The sequence below is a fragment of the Enterobacter sp. WCHEn090032 genome (assembly GCF_003986875.1).
Lineage (GTDB): Bacteria > Pseudomonadota > Gammaproteobacteria > Enterobacterales > Enterobacteriaceae > Enterobacter > Enterobacter sichuanensis.
Genome location: NZ_RXRN01000012.1, coordinates 106,399 through 124,242, shown reverse-complemented (window position 1 = coordinate 124,242; position 17,844 = coordinate 106,399). Strand labels below are relative to the sequence as shown.

The following is a 17,844-nucleotide window of genomic DNA, read 5'->3' as shown; positions in this document are numbered from 1 at the left end:
AACTGCTCCAGTGAAATTAACGCCATTAATAAATTCACACATTCACGCTTTCCCAGGTCTCCTGCAGGATTTCTTCGATGCGCTTTTTGTCCGTCTTTCCCCCGCCGATGATGCTTAACCCGTCAGAACCGGCTCGGCGAGCGACCAGCTTACAGCCGGTATAGCTCTGACTAATTTGCATCAGAAGCTCCTGCTCAAGTGCCGGGACAGCGCCGTCAGGCAGCTTTTTGATGCGATCGATTGTCACTTCGATTTTCATATTTTTCCCTTTGCAGAAACACTGTATATAATTACAGTATACTCATGCAGAGAATTAATCAATCCTTTAAGAGCACTTTTTGATAAAGACACCTCTTTGTTTCTACTCAGATTTCTTTGCAACCAGACGAATGCCCAATCTAGGTGGGCTTCGAGTGTCCGTTGTCGATTATTGATGAATTGCGCCACAGGGAGACTGTATTGACGGGGGCGCTGTACAACATTGGCTGGATAGAAGGTATAAAAAAAACTACATGGTAGGAGGTTAATAATTCTTTTAAGCTTATTGCTGTTAAGCACGATTAGCAATGCGTTCAATAAGTTCGACTTTTCTAACAACAAACTTCATAGTGTAATGATACTTTTTATTTCATTCAATTATATAAAAACTCAATGAACTAATTAAAGTTAGGGGGATGAAAATCACAACTCTATAAGTAGTTAAAAGTATAAAAATGCTTATTATTTCTACTATAAAAATTTATACAGTGTCAGCCATCCAGGCTGACACTTGCACTAAGGACGAGTCTTTTTTTATAAAATTAACCTGAAGCAATTATGGGGTAAATTCATCAATAGCATCAAGCAGTTCATTTACATTGGTATAACAACTCAGCTGAAATGGCTTATTCGCATTCAATGGTGCTGCTGCAAAACTTTGCTTGTTTAACGCTTTTGCTCTTGCACGAGCATTTGGGATACCTTTCTTAATCTTACCATATAATTTTTTATCAGCTTTGTCATAATTTTTTATACCTATTTTCAGAAGATCGGCTTTTAAACTTGAATTTTTTTTAAGATCATCGAAACAGCTATATGGAGCAGAGTTAAAAGAAAAATGTTGCAACAGCCACAGTTCAAAACAAATGTTAGATAAAACAACATTTATCGACTGAGAATGTGCCAATTCCCAAGCTTCACGATGAAGTGTATGAGGGTACTTAGATACTGCTTCTCTATCATACACAACCCATATTTCATCTTCATCAGTTGTGGCATCACTTTCTTTGAGTCTTATTGCTGCACGCACCAAAGCAATTGGAGTATTGTACTTAACATCAGGGATAGATATTAGGCGTGCCTTTTCCGAGGCAAATTCATCAATATAACCTTGTAAGTACATAGGTTCAGTTTTAGCGCCTTCACAAATGATATGTAATCGACGTTCTAATTTTCTCGATTTGTTTGCCATGAATTCACCTTAAATCTTCTGGTATATCGTTAACATCACCAAATAACTCTTCGCTAGGTTCATCGACTTCATCTTCACTTGCAAGATGTATGAAGTAATCGCGAATCTTACCATAATTTATTGACGGAGTTCCTCCAAACCGACCTTCATCATACCATTTATTAAATGGTGATGAAGTTTTTACTTTATCTTTATCAAAATCATCCAGACTAAAAATATTTGTTTCACCTTTATTTTTTTCAGAAAACCAGATCTGATCTCTGCGCATTCTATCTGGCTTCATTAATTCTATATTATGTGTAGAAAATATTAACTGCGAGTTCTTCCCATTAACTTCACTATCATTAAAGAGACGTACAAGAAGAGCTGCTAAATGAGGATGCATACTATGATCAATTTCATCAATAACAAGAACCCGCTGCATTAATAGAGCTGAGACTATAGCAGGTGTTAATTCAAAAAGACGTCTAGTACCATCAGACTCGTCTTCAATATCTATTTCAGAGCTATCACCACTATCTGTATCATGCTCGAACTTAAAGCTATGCAGATTTTCCGCTATAATTCTCTCTCTAAGATCCTCTGGTATATCGTCTGGCAATTTAATATCTATATTCTTATTTTCCTCTATTCTTATACTTTTAACCCCAGTATCAACCAATGACAGGAAGCTACTTGTGGTTTCAACTAAAATGTCTCTAAAACTTTCATCTTGTAAATGAAGAAGGTTAAATGAGGAATTCATACCTATTGGGCAGATTACGCCAATAAAATAATCATAAATTTTTTCTATAACCTTAGGCGCTTCTTGAACCAACCCAATTTTTGATAAATATGAGTTATTATTACCAAATGGAACTTTTTTCACACCACCTTTAAACTGAGCACCAAACTTAATATTTTCCCAACCCTCAGTTTTCCGAGTAAAAAGGTTAGATGGTTGTTTAGAATAAAAACAATCAAGGCTTTCTAATATGATCTCGGTTTTCTTAAAGTGTATTTTATATTTATACCTCAACTCATCAACCACAAAATCAATTTCAAATTTTGTCGGAGCATCAATGGTTGTCTGGCAAAGTGTATATGGCTCATAACATTTAATTGATTCGCCTTCTTTTAGAGCTGCGGCATCATCAACTAAATAATTTAATGCTCTGAATACCTTTAATAAATTGGACTTACCAGACGCATTCGGTCCATAGATGCCTAAAGTACGCACTACATAATCCGAGCTATTGGGAACTTTAATCAAATGATCGCTCAAGTGATTGCTTGACGAAGTGCCTGATAAGTCAAACACAACCTCATTCTTCAAAGACCTAAAGTTTTCAACTTTAAGTGATAAAAGCATTGTAATACCTCCAACTAGGCGTTTTACGCAAAAAACGCACCAAAAAATGCGGTTTGACAGCATTGTAGTCCTGTCACGCACAATTTAGAACCGATTTCTTTACCTACCGCATTTTTCGGTTTACCGCGATTCAACCAAACAAAAATCCCTTTGCCTGTTATTCCTGCTATTCCCGTGATTTAAGACGATTGCACATAGCAAGTAACAACTGGATTGGGGTTGGACCCTCTGGTTTTGAAGGCGCTGCCAGTGCGCGACAGATTGGCGGTACTGGCTTGCCGGAGATAACCCGGCGCTCCCACATGTTCAGAACGGCAACGGCTTCGCGTTCCAGCTCCTGATAACTCAACTGGCCCTCAGTGCTGCGGCGACGCAGCTCCAGACAGATGTGATAATAAACCGGCTTTGGCCAGGGATACTGCTCGCTGCTCGGGTACCGGTACACCAGCTTGCGCCATTTCCAGTATTCAGCCATCACGTCAGCGGAAGTGATCCCCAGCACGCTGCGCCCTTCCCTGCACCACTTGATGAACTGGCCTGGAGAAGGAAGGAATGGACGTTCCTGGCGACGCACCATGCGCATGCCTGCTTCAACCTGCTCCAGAGTGGTGATCCCGTTTTCTTTGAAGGCCAGCACCCACTGCCGGCGTATTTCGTCAACGTCCTCCTGGCTGCGATTAACCAGGGTTGCCGGGAACGCGGCGGCTAGTTGTACGAATAACCCGTTGATAATCTGCGCCACCTGCTGCGTTTGTTCGCGTTCGGTGTACTGCTCAGGCAGGTTGTGCGCTACGCGGCGGGCCTGTTCCCGGTCAAAATTGCAAATGCTCTCGGCAAGATTTTTCATTCCAGCACCCCGTCAATCCAGTCGGTGTTATGCAGGTCGATACCTCCCCGGGAAGGTTTCACCATTCCAGTTGCGCGCAGCCGTTTGGTAGTCAGCTGATCCCACTGCTTGCGCAGACTTGAAGGGCTCAGGATGTTGTCTTTCCAGAACTCGTCCCGGTTGGCCCACTGGAACAGGTCACAGATTTCGTAGTGAGTACGCTTGTCCTGGACACGCATCAGCCTGATGGTGTTTGCCCATTCAGCCCAGTTGGGTTCGGAAAGCGATGCGTTGACGGTGAGAAGCCTGTCGTAAATCCAGCGAGCGGCCTTGAGGTCGTCAGCGGATCCCCATGATTTCCCTGCCGGGGTGTATATCCCGGCGGCAGCTTCTGGATGGCGAGAGAGAAACTTTTGAGTTTTCTGGTTTCGGGATTCGTCAGAATTCCGAGACGAGGATATTTTAATATTGTTCTTGTTATAGTCTTGGGTGTCTACCGTTTCCGGGAAGGTTTTTCCCGTTTTCGGTAACACTTTTCCCGATTTCGGGAAGACTTTTCCCGTTTTCGGTTTGTCTAAAATCCAGGCGGAAAGGTCAGTATTTATACCGACCGTTTTCATTACTCCCTGCTTTTGACTGAAGATGATTTTGCGTTCTGCGAGTGATTTGAGCGCATCAGAAACATGCGAATCACTCAGCCCTGTAAGCTCGGCAATCACCGTGTTCGTAACACGGTCCTGCTTCTTGTTCCAGCCGTAGGTAAGCCAGATCACCGCCTCAAAACATTGCCACTCCCGGCCTGACATTCTCAGACGAGGCTTGAGCTGTTGGATCTCGTTAGCGACCTTGGTATACCCGTTCGACAGGTCGGCCATACGACCTCCCGGTTGTTCGGTTCTGTGGGGGAAATTGATAATTTCAGCTGTGTTTGACATACTTAGCTCCGCAATTACACTCCGTTTTTGCACCTGAAAGTCGGTTCTGTTCGCGCAGACCGGCTTTCGCCTTTTCTAGAGTATTCACATTGCCCCCAGCATGGTTGTCACCATCGCCAGCAGCGGCGCAGTAAGGTCAGGATCGACACGGAACATCTCAAAAATCCCCTCGCCTAACTCCTTCAGCTTTTCCTTCTTCGGTGCATCGAGCATCAGAGCTTGCTTCGCCTCACTCACTTCCTTTTCCAACCTGGCCATCCGGTAGGCAAAGGAGTCGTTCTTTACGACACGGTCGCGGTATCGAAGTGGCAATACAGACATGATCGCGGGCAACAGTTGTCCGACGTTCTTTCGGTATGATGAAGATTCTTCTTTGTTGTCGAGCCAGCGGAACAGCTTCACGTTCCAGACATCGGCCTGGCCAGACACATCCACGCCATCAAGTTGGAGCTCTTCCGCCGCTTCTTGGATTTGAAGTGCAACAGAAACTCGCCCTTCTGCCGCAGCCCACGCCCTGACCGCAGAGCAGATATCACGATGATCAATATCCTGAGCTGCGGATTCGCTTTGATGACACGGGAATATCATTGGATTCGAGGAAGCTCTGCTACTCTGTTGAAATGATAAAGTTTGCATTATTAAGGCTCCTGTTTAGGTAAACCATCAGTAGGATTTGGGTAGAGATCTGGGCGCAGTTCGTGGGGTGTTACACCTGTTACTGCGTAAATTGGCAGGACCCGATCTGCTGGTACAACACCGTGATATCGGTTTTTCCAGCGACTAACCGACATAGGTTTTATACCTAGCAGGAATGCGAGATTTGTTGCTGTGCCAGCAGATTGAATAGCTTTAGTTAACCCGTTCATCATTCTCTCCGATTTGAACATCAATTAATTAAGCCTTAGGCTTAATTAATTGTCAAGTCTGGGGCGAATTTTCAAGTTTAAGCAAAAGGCTTATTCTTCTAACCATGAAAGAGAAAACCATACTTAATCCACTACTTGTCGACCGCCTTTCAGAACTGAATGGCCGTGGTATGACTAAATCCGATATGGCTAGGGTTGCTGGGGTTACCCCGCAATCTGTAAACGGCTGGTTTAAGAAAGGTGTGATCAGTAAGAAATCCGCACTTGCCGTTGCTGACGCAGCTGGCGTATCTGTGCCATGGTTGCTCGGTGAGGACGTTGGCGAAAAAGACGGTCTTAAGCCTGACGAGCAGCGTCTACTAGAGCTCTATCGCCAGTTGCCTGAAGAAGAGCAACGGAACATGCTAAGGATTGTTTCACTACGGCTAAAAGAACTCGACGAATTGTATGCCAAGTACATGGGGCGCAGGATTAAGGGCGATGAGGAATAACATCCTCCCGGAGATTTTATGAGAATAGGGATCGCTTTCCCTGTGTTGGTGTTTATCGTAACTGTATCCCAGCACTTGAGACAGGCTCAACAAGCATGGCTCGTAACCACCGGAATCATAGGTAACTTTATGAAGAGTTGCTTTGTGTGACTCGCGTTTGATCGGTAGAAAGTTGCTTATAAAACGTAAAGAGAACATAATTTAAGCTGTCAGTTCTCTTTAGGAGATCATCATGCTCAGAAAATTATTGAAACAAGCCAAACCCAACGTCCCCAATGAGGTCGAGGATGAACTTACTCAATTATTTGATGAAATAGATGAAAAGCAACGGAAAATTGCTGAAAAGAAAGAAAGAGCTAGAGAGGAATGGCAAAATGGAGCAAGAGCAACAAAGCACCGATTCACTTTATGATTTTCTCTATGTTGATAATCAGCGCGCGTCTTCGCTTCTCGCGCAAATGCATGGACCAGGTGTTGTAACATCGATTAAACATGTCACAGCTGAAATTGATAAATCAGTTTCCGATGCAGGATTTGACTTAAAACTTGTCAAATCTAAAATCGGTGTTGAGGAAACTTTAAACCATTCACAAGAAAAAAGTTTTGATGCATCGTGGACCCTTCCAATCAATCTTCTCGATAAACTTGATGAGTGCGGCCTGATAAGAAGAGATCTCAATGGAGAGCGTCTTGGAAGTACCGTTCTGTGCAAGGGCAAAATGAGAATTTTTGATATCTCAGTTTTTCAAAAAAGTGTTCCATTTATAGCAAAGATGATGGAAATGGAACAACCAAAACTGCCGCCTAAAGCAAAAAAATCAAACTTTCAGGTTGATGACCAATTCATCGCCCCAGGTGTAACTTTTGGGATGATGAAAGAGGTGTTAAACATTGTCCCGAACACTTTACAGGTTGATTTCATAAACGAAGCGGGACAAACAATCTGGATGACTATAAATAGAGACTACCTTACGATAAATCCAGATGACATGGTTCTAAAGTATGGTTCCAGATTGCCAGGTGAGTGGTATGTAATTGGTTTCATTGATGCTCTTCCTGAAGCCGAAGAAGATATGACGGATACTTCACCGTTTGAGCCGAATCCAATGAAAGACGGCATTCATGGCATGCTGTCTGGGATAAGGGACTTAGCCGGGAGAAGTGGAAATTCGTATGGCATGACACCTCTTATAATTTTCAGGAATATTCAATAACTAACTCTGCCACCGCGACGTTTTTACTTCTCTTTAGGCACTAGTTCGCTGCCAAGCCCTACACTTAACTCCCCGAACCCGACCATAGCGTCGGGTTTTTTGCCTTAATATTCCTTCAAACATCACAACTAAGTCTACAACTTACCCCCAAATTTAGCCATAGACTTGACATAAATTAAGCCTAAGACTTAATATGACTTCACCAAGACGCACTACGAACCACCAAGGCAGGACGCCCACGAAGTAGCCGCCGACGGCATACGAATAGTCGGATGAGGTGGAGAGATTAACGCGCATCAGGTGTAAACGTTCCGCTGGCCGGCGATAAGGCAAACGAGGGTGAGAATGATTGATTTCGCACGCAAACCAGGACGGCAGCAGGCCGTAAAGCTGAACTTCTTCGAAGTGATTCTTCGCCGCTTATGCTACCTGCTGGCGCAAAAGGGGAATCCAGATGTGTAACTCAACGAAATGCGGGTACTGCGGCAAGCCGGTTAAACCGGGGGAATTAGTCAAAAGTACCCTTCTCTATCGCAACGGCGCACAGCTGGCGCGCAAAGAAAAAGAATACTGCTCTGAACGTTGTGCTTCGTACGACCAGATGGCCTACGAGGCATAACGTAAAAGCCGCGCAAGGCGGCCCGTACGTCCGGTGCTCCCGACCAAAGTTACACCGGAAAACTACTTAAAAAACCAAAGTTCACCCAATGGGCGCTATCTCTGGCCCGGGGATCTTACATCCAAAAAAGAGGATCTCACATGGAATTTTTCTATGTAGTGAAGGCTACGCAGAAATCTGGCAAAGAAGATGCAGTGATTTGGTTCACTGCGAAATCTGAAGCCCGTGCCAACCTGCAGCTCGATGTTGAGCTTGAAGATGCCGGTATTGAAACCGGCCGCGGTAAGGATTACGTCAAACCGGTTCGCACCGATTTCCCTGTTTACAACGATCTGCCTGAAGAAAGCACTGTGGATTACACCTGGTGCAAACGCTACGAACTGCAGGACGATGGACGCACCTGGCTGCCAAAGGCTGGTACTGAGTCGACTGGTGCCGTGGACAAAACTGCCGCACCGGAAACGACCGTTAAAGTCGAAACTACCGTCGAGAGTGTCCCGCTTGAAAACCGCACTCCAGCTGTCCGTTTTGCCGTCCATCTGACCAGCGACAAATACCAGTCACACATCACTAAAGAGCAGCAGCTGGCTGCCAGCGAAATGTCACTGGATGAAGGCAACACTTATCTCCAGAACCTGCTGCTTGCGAAGAACGACATCCCTGAAGTTGCCGAACTCAGCCTGAACGCTGAATGGAAACTGGTTCAGGCGATAAAGCAGGTCTTCGCGCCAGATGAAACGCACGAAGCAGAAGTTATCGCTGCATTCATGGCTGACTGGACGAGAGCAGATACTGGCGACCGCAATCAGTTAATTGAAGAGTGGAGAAGCGGAAAGCTTACTCTTCTCAAATCAGAAAGCGCCAGCGACAGCGGCGCTACAACCGGTCAGGATTTAGAACCTGATAATGGTATCCAGATTGACGAGAATGATGACGAAACCACACGTTATCCAGTCGTTCGTATGCCGTTCCGCAAGCAGCTGCTCGCCCAGTTCACCGCCGACGAACTGCGTCACCACTTAACCCGCGAAGAATACGAAGGTATCAGCGCGCTGGAAATGGACACTGACAACGGCTACGTCCAGAACCTGCTGCTGGCGGCAGAAAACTGCGAAGAGGTAAAGGGTTACGATACCAAAGACCTGTGGCGCTACACCGACGCCATTCGCAAGGTGTTCAGCCAGGATAAGCGTCACGAACTCGCTTTGGTTCTCCGTTTCACCAGAATCTGGGCGAAGACTGATTATATCGATCGCGGCATTCTCGTTCGCGAATGGGCTACCGGTAATCGCATCAGTAATGTTCAGCGCACTGATTCTGGTACCAATGCAGACGGTGGCTATGTGACGGATCGCGGCGAAGGTGCGCACCACACTCTGGACACTCTCGATCTTGAAATTGCCTGTGCCCTACTGCCTATGGACTTCCACCACTTCGAAATTCCTTCGAGCGTGTTACGACGCGCCAAAGAAATCGTAGCCAAGAAAGAGGAGCCATGGAAGTCATGGAGCGCAATCCTACGCAATCAACCAGGCGTACTGGCGGTGAACCGTGCGGCAATCTTCAATCTGATCCGTATCGCACCAGAGAACATCCACCATACGCCAGCGGCTCATCTTGAGTTAGTTAATAAAACCATGACGGCTGGGTTTAACTCTGCTGTGGAGCTACTGCCGTTGCCTACTCCTGCAGTTGAGACTGAAGCCCCAGTTGAACAACCGCAGGTTGAAAATCTCGGCAGTGGCGTGTTCTCCATCGATGGCCTGATTGGTGGAAATAACAATCCGGGCATCAATACCACCTCAAATGAAGTCGAAAAAACGGAAAACGCAGCGGAGACCACCAGCGATGTGCAGATGGAAACGGCTAAGCCAGAGAAAGACGAAGATGTTGGTTCAGTACCACCGAGCGAAAGCACTGATGCAGCTAATTCGCAGACAGATTCCGTAGCGTTGGAAGAACAGCAAGCAGAACCGGTAATTGAATACCCGGCTTACTTCGAGCCTGGCCGCTACGAAGGCCTACCGAATGACGTTTATCACGCAGCAAACGGCATTAGCTCAACCCAGGTGAAAGATGCCCGCGTCAGCCTGATGTACTTCAACGCGCGCCATGTGGCTAAAACTATCCCGCGCACAGCATCCAAAGTGCTGGACATGGGAAATCTGGTGCACGCCCTTGCACTGCAGCCGGAGAACCTGGAAGCAGAATTCAGCGTAGAACCTGAGATCCCGGAGGGTGCTTTCACCACCACCGCAACTCTGCGCGAGTTCATCGAAGCGTACAACGCCAGCCTGCCGGCGCTGCTAAGCGCTGACGAGATTAAAGCGTTACTTGAAGAACATAACGCGTCCCTTCCCGCTCCAGTGCCGCTTGGCGCCAGTCTGGAAGAAACGGCTCAAAGCTATATGGCTCTCCCTGCTGAGTACCAGCGCATTGAAGAAGGCCAGAAGCAGACAGCAACGGCAATGAAGGCATGCATTAAACAGTACAACGCCACTCTGCAGACGCCGGTTAAAACCAGCGGCAGCCGTGATGCGCTACTCGAGCAATTAGCGATCATCAATCCTGATCTGGTCGCACAGGAAGCGCAGAAACCGACACCGCTGAAAGTGTCCGGCACCAAAGCAGACATGATCCAGGCAGTTAAGTCGGTTAAGCCCGATGCCATATTCGCCGACGAACTTCTAGATGCCTGGCGCAACAACCCTGGCGAAAAGATTTTGGTTACCCGCCAGCAGTTGGCCACAGCGCGAGCAATTCAGTCCGCTCTACTGGCGCACCCGACCGCGGGCATGCTGCTGACACATCCAAGCCGCGCTGTTGAAGTGAGTTACTTCGGCTTTGACGACGAAACAGGTTTAGAAGTGCGTGTACGTCCGGACCTAGAGATTGAACTGGATGGCGTGCGCATCGGTGCCGATCTGAAAACCATCAGCATGTGGAATGTGAAGCAAGAAAGCCTTCGCGCCAGGCTGCACAGGGAAATCATAGACCGTGACTATCACCTCAGCGCGGCAATGTATTGCGAGACCGCGGCGCTGGACCAGTTCTTCTGGATTTTCGTCAATAAAGACGAGAACTACCACTGGATCGCCATCATTGAGGCATCCACCGAACTACTGGAACTGGGCATGCTGGAGTACCGCAAAACGATGCGCGCCATCGCCACAGGCTTCGATACGGGCGAGTGGCCAGCGCCAATCACTACCGATTACACAGATGAACTGAACGATTTCGACCTGCGCCGCCTCGAAGCGCTGCGCGCTCAGGCTTAAGGGGGATTTATGCATAACACTAACGTTACCGTTGCTGACCAGAACACTGTTATTAACTCCAACGTGGCTTTGTTTGATTCCCAGTATCTGAACGCCATCAGCACGTTCGCGCAAATTATGGCGCAAGGAACCGCGACCGTTCCTAAACACCTGCAGGGCAACCAGGCCGACTGCATGGCTGTAGCGATGCAAGCGGCACAGTGGCAGATGAATCCCTTTGCCGTGGCGCAGAAGACGCACCTGATTAACGGTGTGCTCGGGTATGAAGCGCAGCTGGTTAATGCAGTCATTTCGCGCAGCGGCGTGCTGGCCAGCCGCTTTGAATATGAATGGTACGGGCCATGGGAAAAGGTAGTTGGAAAATTCAATATCCGTAAAGGCGACAAAGGCGAGTACCGCGTCCCGGGCTGGACCCTGGCCGACGAAGCCGGGATCGGCATCATTATCCGCGCAACGCTTAAAGGTGAAGATCAGCCGAGAGAACTCGATTTGCTGCTGGCTCAGGCCCGAACCCGTAACTCTACCCTTTGGGCTGATGACCCTCGCCAGCAGCTGGCGTACCTGGCCGTCAAACGCTGGGCGAGACTGTTCTGCCCGGATGTGATTCTGGGCGTTTACACCCCTGATGAGCTCGATGATCGACGAGAAGAACGAGAGGTAAACCCGGCACCGGCGCAGCACGTTAGCCTCGCAGACATTTCAGGTGACAACGTAACTACCACTCAAACGGCTCAGGAATCTGCTCAAAACATCGATGCTCTTGCTGATGATTTTCGTGACCGCATCGAGGCGGCTCAGGATGTGGATAGCGCTAAAGCTCTTCGCGCAGATATTGAAACCGTGAAAGCAACCCTGGGTTCTGCCCTGTTCACTGAGCTGAAAAACAAGGCCGTGAAGCGTTATTACCTGGTGGACGCACGCAACAAGGTTGAGGCCGCTATTAACTCCCTGCCCCAGCCTGACGAGCCGAATGCCGCCGAACGGTTCGCGGAAGCCGAGCGCGTACTGGCATCTTCAAAGCGTCACCTAGGCGACGAGCTGCACGATCAATTCAGCATCACCCTGGCGGATATGAAACCAGAATACGTGGACTAACGAGATCGGGAGGGGAAACCCTCCCTCAAGGAGAAGAAATGCGACTGATTAATCGAGGCAGTAAGCAATCCCCTTTAGCTCGCCAGGCATGTGAAATCGCACTCGCAGCCCACCAGCAAAGATATGGTGACTATGGGCGCAGCAAGATGAAAGAGACCTATACGGTGAAAGTGGAAGGCGTGAAGGTCTGGGTTGAAGTGGTCAACTGCAAGGCAAGCTACGTGGCCACAGCAATGACCGGCATGCGCCGACTGCGTTCCCTGCCCGGCCAGGCAAACTGAAACTGAAATATCAACGACTAAAGACCGGCATATCTATACTCATGCCGGTTACCTGAGGTGAACCATGTCGCAGGTAATTTACGATTCAGAATGGGGCGTTGCTTCAAAACTAAAAGAGAAGACAGGCCTCACAGATCGTCAGATTAAAAGTTATCGCCAAACCTCCTGGGTAGAAGGTGTTCATTTTAAGAGAATCCCATTGGATGGAAGCAGCTCCGAAGAACGAGGACTTGTCTGGTACAACATCCCCAACATTAACAGGTTTGTGAAGGAGGCATAATGGCTGCAATGCCAACGGGTGTTGAGATCCACAACAATAAGATACGAATAAGTTTCAAGTTTCAGGGCGTTAGATGTCGAGAAACATTGAAAGGATGGATCGTAAATGCTTCGAATCTCAAAAAAGCAGGGAATCTAAGGGCCAAAATTGTAAGCGAGATTCAGCTGGGCACTTTTGACTACCGGGGCGTGTTTCCGGAGTCAAAGGTAGCAGCAAAGTTTTATACATCTAAAAACATTACGACGTTCGCCGAACTTGCATCAACCTGGTATGAAAACCATAAAATCGATCTCTCACCCAATGCCACAAGAAGCTATGGGATAGCCGTAAGAACGTTAACAAAACTAATTGGCCCTGAAACGCTGGTTGCATCCATCACCAACAGCGACATTCTGGGCTGGAGAAAAGAATTACTGACTGGCGAGACTAACTATGCACCCGAAAAGAGGAGAAATAAAACCGGCCGCGCCGTTAGAACGGTAGATTATTATCTGGCCATCCTGCGACAAATCCTCGACTATGCGGTTAAAAATAAAGTCATTTCATATCAACCATATGTCGGGATAAAAAGGCTTCGCAAAGGGCAAACAAAACCAGATCCTCTTTTGAGACATGAGTTTCAGCAGTTGAAAGAGACTGCTCCGGCTCAGCAGAAAAACATGTGGCAATTTTTCGCTTATACCGGCGTTCGGCCCGGGGAGCTTTGCGCTCTTGCCTGGGAGGATATCGATCTTAATTCCGGCGAAGCTAACATTGCGCGCAATCTAACTCAGGAAGGCTTGTTTGGACCACCCAAAACCGAAGCTGGATACCGGACGATAAAGTTACTGGAGCCGGCTCTGGAAGCTTTGCGAGCTCAAAAGGAACTTACCGGGAGTGCCCCTAAGGTACCAATCACTTTTCACCACCGGGAGTTCGGTAAAACGGAAACGCAGAAACTGCACTTTGTGTTTATGCCTCGACCTCAGAAAGGCAAGCAAGCTGCGTACTATTCGGTCAGCTCAATTGTGTCACTATGGGATATTACGGTAAGACGATCGGGCATTCGCCGCAGACGCCCCTATCAGCTGCGTCATACATACGCGTGCTGGATGTTGTCGGCAGGTGCTAATCCTGCTTTTATAGCGAATCAGATGGGTCATGAGAATGCAGAGATGGTCTTCCATGTATACTCTGCGTGGATAAATGCTCTCGATAGCGATCAGGTATCATTTTTGAATCAGCGCTTTGGCGGATATATAAATGCCCCTATAGTGCCCCTGAAGGTAAAAACAAAGTAGTTAATTACTTGATTTTCCGGTGATATTTAATGAAAAAGCTGTTTGTGCAGTTTTATCTTTTACTGTTTGTCTGCTTCCTCGTGATGACCATGCTGGTCGGACTGGTTTATAAGTTTACCGCCGAACGTGCGGGCAGACAGTCGCTGGATGACCTGATGAAAAGCTCGCTCTATCTGATGCGCAGCGAGCTGAGAGAGATCCCGCCACACGACTGGGCGAAAACCCTGAAAGAGCTGGATCTGAATCTGTCGTTCGATTTACGCATCGAGCCGTTGAAAGATTTCGAACTCGATCCGCCCGCCATGCAGCGTCTGCGCGAGGGCGATATCGTCGCGCTGGATGAGAAATATACCTTTATCCAGCGTATTCCTCGCAGCCACTACGTGCTGGCCGTCGGGCCGGTGCCCTATCTCTATTATCTGCACCAGATGCGTCTGCTGGACATGGCGTTGATGGCCTTTATTGCCATTTCACTGGCGTTTCCGGTCTTTATCTGGATGCGCCCACACTGGCAGGACATGCTGAAACTCGAATCCGCCGCGCAGCGTTTTGGCGAGGGGCATTTTACCGAGCGTATCCACTTCGACAGCGGTTCCAGCTTTGAACGACTGGGCGTGGCCTTCAACCAGATGGCCGATAATATCAATGCCCTTATCGCCAGCAAGAAGCAACTGATTGACGGGATTGCGCACGAGCTGCGTACGCCGCTGGTTCGCCTGCGCTACCGTCTGGAGATGAGCGAGAATCTGACGGAATCAGAGTCTCAGGCGCTTAACCGCGATATTGGTCAGCTTGAAGCGCTGATTGAGGAGCTGCTTACTTACGCGCGCCTCGACCGCCCGCAGAACGAACTCAACCTCAGCACGCCGGACCTGCCTGACTGGCTGCAAACCCACATTGATGATGTCCAGAGCGTGAACCCGCAGCGCACGCTGCGCACGCGCGTCACGCCGGGTGATTACGGCGCGCTCGATATGCGCCTGATGGAACGCGTGCTGGACAATCTGATCAACAACGCCCTGCGCTACAGCGAAAGTACGCTCCAGATTGGCCTGGATGTGCAGGGCAATCTGGCCAGCCTGACGGTTGAGGATGACGGCCCGGGAATTGCCCCGGAAGCACGCGAAACCGTGTTTGAACCGTTTGTACGTTTAGACCCCAGCCGCGATCGCGCCACCGGTGGATGTGGTCTGGGGCTGGCGATTGTTTACTCTATCGCCCAGGCCATGGGCGGCACCGTGCATTGTGAGGAGAGCGAACTTGGCGGCGCGCGCTTCTGCTTTAGCTGGCCCGTGTACCATAACATCGCCCTTCCCGTTCCTGCCTGACCTAAACCGCACGCTGGCCTGACCCGGCGTGTTGTGCTATATGATAAGTATGTTGTAACTAAAGAGAGTGTTTATGGCATCCTACGATCTCATCGAAGGGCTGAACAGCACCTTTCGCGAAATAGAACACGAGCTACTGACCCTGACAGAACGTTTGCAGGCCTGCCGTCTGCTGGCCGCGCGCGTCTTTACCCTGCCCGATGTGGCCAAAGGGGCCGAGCACGATCCGCTGGATACCATCGAGGTGAAACAGCACCTCGGTAACGCCGCCTGTGAGCTGGCGATGAAGCACTACCGCCATCTCTTTATCCAGCAGCAGTCAGAACAGCGCAGCAGTAAGGCGGCCGTGCGTCTGCCGGGTGTGATCTGCCTGCAAACCGATGCCCCAGCGCGTGAAGCGCTGGAAACCCAGATTGCCCACATCAACACCCTGAAAGCGACCTTTGAAAAAATCATCACCGAAGAGTCGGGCCTGGCCCCTGCCGCCCGGTTTGAGTGGGTGCACCGCCAGCTTCCGGGCCTGATAACCCTTAATGCCTACCGCACCCTGACGGTACTGCGTCACCCCGCCACGCTGCGTTTCGGCTGGGCGAATAAGCACATCATTAAGAATTTCACCCGGGATGAAATTCTGGCCCAGCTGGAAAAAAGTCTGAAGACGCCACGCACCGTCGCACCGTGGTCGCGCGAGCAGTGGATTGAGCGCCTGGAGCAGGAATATCACAGCATCGCGTCGCTACCGGCAAAGACGCGCCTCAAGATCAAGCGCCCGGTGAAAGTTCAGCCTATCGCCCGCGTCTGGTATTCCGGTCAGCAAAAACAGGTGCAGTATGCCTGCCCGACGCCTTTGATTGCGCTTCATGATGCCGATCAGGGTGCCATCGTGCCGGACATTGGTGAGCTGCTGAATTACGATGCTGAAAATGTCCAGCACCGTTACAGACCCCAGGCGCAACCGCTTCAGCTGATTATTCCGCGGTTGCACCTGTATGTGGCGGAATGATTATTTCAGACTGCCGACCATCGCTTCCGGGCGTACCCAGGCGTCAAATTCCGCCTCCGTCAGATAGCCCAGCGCCAGGGCGGAGGCTTTCAGCGTCAGCCCCTCCTTATGCGCTTTTTTGGCGATCTCGGCGGCCTTGTCGTAGCCGATATGGGTATTAAGTGCCGTCACCAGCATCAGAGACTCATTCAATAGCTGGCTGATGCGCTCGCGGTTTGGCTCAATGCCCACCGCGCAGTGCTCGTTAAAGCTCTCCATCCCATCCGCCAGCAGACGAATCGATTGCAGAACGTTGTGGATCACCATCGGGCGATAGACGTTCAGCTCGAAGTTGCCGGATGCACCGCCCATGTTGACGGCCACGTCGTTGCCCATCACCTGACAGCAGAGCATGGTCATGGCTTCGCACTGGGTCGGGTTCACTTTACCCGGCATGATAGAACTGCCCGGCTCGTTTTCCGGAATGCTGATTTCACCAATGCCGCAGCGCGGACCTGAGGCCAGCCAGCGCACGTCGTTGGCAATTTTCATCAGCGAGGCCGCCAGCCCTTTCAGGGCTCCGTGGGTGTGAACCAGCGCATCGCAGGTCGCCAGCGCTTCGAACTTATTGGGCGCCGTGACAAACGGCTGACCGGTAATGGCAGCAAGCTCCTTCGCCACGCGCACCGCGTACTCCGGATGGGTATTTAACCCGGTCCCCACCGCCGTGCCGCCAAGCGCCAGCTCCGACAGATGCGGCAGGCTGTTCTCAATATGCTTCAGATTGTGTTCCAGCATCGCCACCCAGCCGGAAATCTCCTGGCCGAGCGTCAGCGGCGTGGCGTCCTGCAGGTGCGTACGGCCAATTTTAACGATATCGCGGAAGGCCTGCGCCTTGTCATTAAGCGTGGATTTGAGGACGTTGAGCTGCGGGATAAGCTGTTCGCGAAGAGCAATCACCGCCGCCACGTGCATCGCCGTGGGGAAAACGTCATTAGAACTTTGGCTTTTGTTGACGTCATCGTTTGGATGAACCTTACGCTCCATGCCACGCACGCCGCCCAGCAGCTCACTGGCCCGGTTTGCCAGCACTTCGTTCATGTTCATATTGCTTTGCGTGCCGGAACCGGTCTGCCAGATGGCAAGGGGGAATTCGTCGGGGTGCTTGCCCGCCAGCACTTCGTCGGCGGCATTCATGATGGCGGTGGCTTTGTCGGCCGCCAGCAGGCCTAAATCCTGGTTAACTTTCGCGGCGGCCCGTTTGGTGAGGGCCAGCGCCTGAATCAGCGAGACGGGCATTTTCTCGGTCGAAATACGGAAATGCTCGAGCGAACGCTGGGTTTGCGCGCCCCAGAGCTTGTCGGCCGGAACCTCGATGGCGCCCATAGAATCTTTCTCATGGCGTACCGTTGTCATTACTTTCTCCTTGATAACAAAAGAGGGATTGCTCACATGCTTAAGGGATAAGTATTGATGACTTCTGAGAAACGTTATGGCGCTTTGTGCGCTCTTTTTGGTGTCGGGTGGCGCTGACGCTTACCCGACCTACCAGACACGTAGGCCGGGTA

The 17,844-nt window shown here is 49.6% G+C and carries 19 protein-coding genes and 1 pseudogene; 12 read left to right on the top strand and 8 right to left on the bottom strand.

The window, feature by feature from the left end:
- Positions 1–34: 34 nt before the first annotated feature.
- The 7 genes from EKN83_RS12540 to EKN83_RS12510 all read right to left on the bottom strand — a co-directional run bounded on the left by EKN83_RS12540 (position 35) and on the right by EKN83_RS12510 (position 5,428).
- Positions 35–259: a DinI-like family protein gene (locus tag EKN83_RS12540; protein WP_126801029.1), complete on the bottom strand. Its 225-nt coding sequence runs from the start codon at positions 257–259 to the stop codon at positions 35–37.
- 555 nt (positions 260–814) lie between these two features.
- Complete coding sequence (locus EKN83_RS12535; RefSeq protein WP_126801028.1) at positions 815–1,450, bottom strand: RloB family protein; 636 nt, start codon at positions 1,448–1,450, stop codon at positions 815–817.
- Positions 1,451–1,454: 4 nt separating this feature from the next.
- Positions 1,455–2,801, bottom strand: coding sequence for an AAA family ATPase (locus tag EKN83_RS12530; RefSeq protein ID WP_185857676.1), 1,347 nt, complete (start codon positions 2,799–2,801; stop codon positions 1,455–1,457).
- A 166-nt stretch (positions 2,802–2,967) separates the two neighbouring features.
- Positions 2,968–3,648, bottom strand: a complete 681-nt coding sequence (locus tag EKN83_RS12525; RefSeq protein WP_126801026.1) for a replication protein P — start codon at positions 3,646–3,648, stop codon at positions 2,968–2,970.
- Positions 3,645–4,562 carry a replication protein gene (locus EKN83_RS12520; RefSeq protein WP_185857675.1) on the bottom strand — a complete coding sequence of 306 codons (918 nt, stop codon included), beginning with the start codon at positions 4,560–4,562 and terminating at the stop codon, positions 3,645–3,647. The genes EKN83_RS12525 and EKN83_RS12520 overlap by 4 nt, the downstream gene beginning before the upstream one ends.
- 84 nt (positions 4,563–4,646) lie before the next feature.
- Positions 4,647–5,198, bottom strand: a complete 552-nt coding sequence (locus EKN83_RS12515; RefSeq protein WP_126801025.1) for a toxin YdaT family protein — start codon at positions 5,196–5,198, stop codon at positions 4,647–4,649.
- A gap of 2 nt (positions 5,199–5,200) precedes the next feature.
- Entirely contained in the window at positions 5,201–5,428 is a 228-nt protein-coding gene (locus EKN83_RS12510; protein ID WP_126801067.1) for a transcriptional regulator, read from the bottom strand.
- A gap of 104 nt (positions 5,429–5,532) precedes the next feature.
- Between EKN83_RS12510 and EKN83_RS12505 the strand changes: the two genes are divergently transcribed.
- The 12 genes and pseudogenes from EKN83_RS12505 (at position 5,533) to tus (ending at position 16,297) form a co-directional block, all read left to right on the top strand.
- Entirely contained in the window at positions 5,533–5,919 is a 387-nt protein-coding gene (locus EKN83_RS12505) for a helix-turn-helix domain-containing protein (protein WP_126801024.1), read from the top strand.
- A gap of 232 nt (positions 5,920–6,151) precedes the next feature.
- Complete coding sequence (locus EKN83_RS23360; protein ID WP_185857674.1) at positions 6,152–6,331, top strand: hypothetical protein; 180 nt, start codon at positions 6,152–6,154, stop codon at positions 6,329–6,331.
- Positions 6,294–7,133 carry a hypothetical protein gene (locus EKN83_RS12500; RefSeq protein ID WP_185857673.1) on the top strand — a complete coding sequence of 280 codons (840 nt, stop codon included), beginning with the start codon at positions 6,294–6,296 and terminating at the stop codon, positions 7,131–7,133. Before EKN83_RS23360 ends, EKN83_RS12500 begins: the two co-directional genes overlap by 38 nt.
- A 306-nt stretch (positions 7,134–7,439) precedes the next feature.
- Positions 7,440–7,595, top strand: a pseudogene (locus tag EKN83_RS23540) (hypothetical protein); the annotation flags it as partial.
- Positions 7,588–7,752, top strand: coding sequence for a YdaE family protein (locus EKN83_RS23355; RefSeq protein ID WP_185857672.1), 165 nt, complete (start codon positions 7,588–7,590; stop codon positions 7,750–7,752). The pseudogene EKN83_RS23540 and the gene EKN83_RS23355, both read left to right, overlap by 8 nt.
- Positions 7,753–7,892: 140 nt before the next feature.
- Positions 7,893–11,030, top strand: a complete 3,138-nt coding sequence (locus EKN83_RS12495; RefSeq protein ID WP_126801022.1) for a RecE family exodeoxyribonuclease — start codon at positions 7,893–7,895, stop codon at positions 11,028–11,030.
- A gap of 9 nt (positions 11,031–11,039) precedes the next feature.
- Positions 11,040–12,125 (top strand): RecT family recombinase, encoded by a 1,086-nt coding sequence (locus EKN83_RS12490; RefSeq protein WP_126801021.1) that lies wholly within the window; start codon positions 11,040–11,042, stop codon positions 12,123–12,125.
- Between the two features lie 38 nt (positions 12,126–12,163).
- Complete coding sequence (locus EKN83_RS12485) at positions 12,164–12,406, top strand: DUF4060 family protein (protein WP_048979543.1); 243 nt, start codon at positions 12,164–12,166, stop codon at positions 12,404–12,406.
- A 64-nt stretch (positions 12,407–12,470) separates the two neighbouring features.
- Positions 12,471–12,686: an excisionase family protein gene (gene xisR, locus EKN83_RS12480; protein ID WP_047647992.1), complete on the top strand. Its 216-nt coding sequence runs from the start codon at positions 12,471–12,473 to the stop codon at positions 12,684–12,686.
- Entirely contained in the window at positions 12,686–13,966 is a 1,281-nt protein-coding gene (locus tag EKN83_RS12475; RefSeq protein WP_126801020.1) for a site-specific integrase, read from the top strand. Before xisR ends, EKN83_RS12475 begins: the two co-directional genes overlap by 1 nt.
- A 29-nt stretch (positions 13,967–13,995) precedes the next feature.
- Entirely contained in the window at positions 13,996–15,294 is a 1,299-nt protein-coding gene (gene rstB, locus EKN83_RS12470) for a two-component system sensor histidine kinase RstB (RefSeq protein ID WP_025758378.1), read from the top strand.
- Between the two features lie 73 nt (positions 15,295–15,367).
- Positions 15,368–16,297: a DNA replication terminus site-binding protein gene (tus, locus tag EKN83_RS12465; RefSeq protein ID WP_126801019.1), complete on the top strand. Its 930-nt coding sequence runs from the start codon at positions 15,368–15,370 to the stop codon at positions 16,295–16,297.
- On the opposite strand, the gene fumC is transcribed toward tus, so the two are convergent.
- Positions 16,298–17,692: a class II fumarate hydratase gene (gene fumC / locus EKN83_RS12460; protein WP_059385257.1), complete on the bottom strand. Its 1,395-nt coding sequence runs from the start codon at positions 17,690–17,692 to the stop codon at positions 16,298–16,300.
- Between the last annotated feature and the right edge of the window lie 152 nt (positions 17,693–17,844).

What these genes read in the sequence shown, in the direction of transcription:
- EKN83_RS12540 (WP_126801029.1), bottom strand. Translation starts at nt 259, where the DNA reads ATGAAAATCGAAGTGACAATCGATCGCATCAAAAAGCTGCCTGACGGC.
- EKN83_RS12535 (WP_126801028.1), bottom strand. Translation starts at nt 1,450, where the DNA reads ATGGCAAACAAATCGAGAAAATTAGAACGTCGATTACATATCATTTGT.
- EKN83_RS12530 (WP_185857676.1), bottom strand. Translation starts at nt 2,801, where the DNA reads ATGCTTTTATCACTTAAAGTTGAAAACTTTAGGTCTTTGAAGAATGAG.
- EKN83_RS12525 (WP_126801026.1), bottom strand. Translation starts at nt 3,648, where the DNA reads ATGAAAAATCTTGCCGAGAGCATTTGCAATTTTGACCGGGAACAGGCC.
- EKN83_RS12520 (WP_185857675.1), bottom strand. Translation starts at nt 4,562, where the DNA reads ATGTCAAACACAGCTGAAATTATCAATTTCCCCCACAGAACCGAACAA.
- EKN83_RS12515 (WP_126801025.1), bottom strand. Translation starts at nt 5,198, where the DNA reads ATGCAAACTTTATCATTTCAACAGAGTAGCAGAGCTTCCTCGAATCCA.
- EKN83_RS12510 (WP_126801067.1), bottom strand. Translation starts at nt 5,428, where the DNA reads ATGAACGGGTTAACTAAAGCTATTCAATCTGCTGGCACAGCAACAAAT.
- EKN83_RS12505 (WP_126801024.1), top strand. Translation starts at nt 5,533, where the DNA reads ATGAAAGAGAAAACCATACTTAATCCACTACTTGTCGACCGCCTTTCA.
- EKN83_RS23360 (WP_185857674.1), top strand. Translation starts at nt 6,152, where the DNA reads ATGCTCAGAAAATTATTGAAACAAGCCAAACCCAACGTCCCCAATGAG.
- EKN83_RS12500 (WP_185857673.1), top strand. Translation starts at nt 6,294, where the DNA reads ATGGAGCAAGAGCAACAAAGCACCGATTCACTTTATGATTTTCTCTAT.
- EKN83_RS23355 (WP_185857672.1), top strand. Translation starts at nt 7,588, where the DNA reads ATGTGTAACTCAACGAAATGCGGGTACTGCGGCAAGCCGGTTAAACCG.
- EKN83_RS12495 (WP_126801022.1), top strand. Translation starts at nt 7,893, where the DNA reads ATGGAATTTTTCTATGTAGTGAAGGCTACGCAGAAATCTGGCAAAGAA.
- EKN83_RS12490 (WP_126801021.1), top strand. Translation starts at nt 11,040, where the DNA reads ATGCATAACACTAACGTTACCGTTGCTGACCAGAACACTGTTATTAAC.
- EKN83_RS12485 (WP_048979543.1), top strand. Translation starts at nt 12,164, where the DNA reads ATGCGACTGATTAATCGAGGCAGTAAGCAATCCCCTTTAGCTCGCCAG.
- xisR (WP_047647992.1), top strand. Translation starts at nt 12,471, where the DNA reads ATGTCGCAGGTAATTTACGATTCAGAATGGGGCGTTGCTTCAAAACTA.
- EKN83_RS12475 (WP_126801020.1), top strand. Translation starts at nt 12,686, where the DNA reads ATGGCTGCAATGCCAACGGGTGTTGAGATCCACAACAATAAGATACGA.
- rstB (WP_025758378.1), top strand. Translation starts at nt 13,996, where the DNA reads ATGAAAAAGCTGTTTGTGCAGTTTTATCTTTTACTGTTTGTCTGCTTC.
- tus (WP_126801019.1), top strand. Translation starts at nt 15,368, where the DNA reads ATGGCATCCTACGATCTCATCGAAGGGCTGAACAGCACCTTTCGCGAA.
- fumC (WP_059385257.1), bottom strand. Translation starts at nt 17,692, where the DNA reads ATGACAACGGTACGCCATGAGAAAGATTCTATGGGCGCCATCGAGGTT.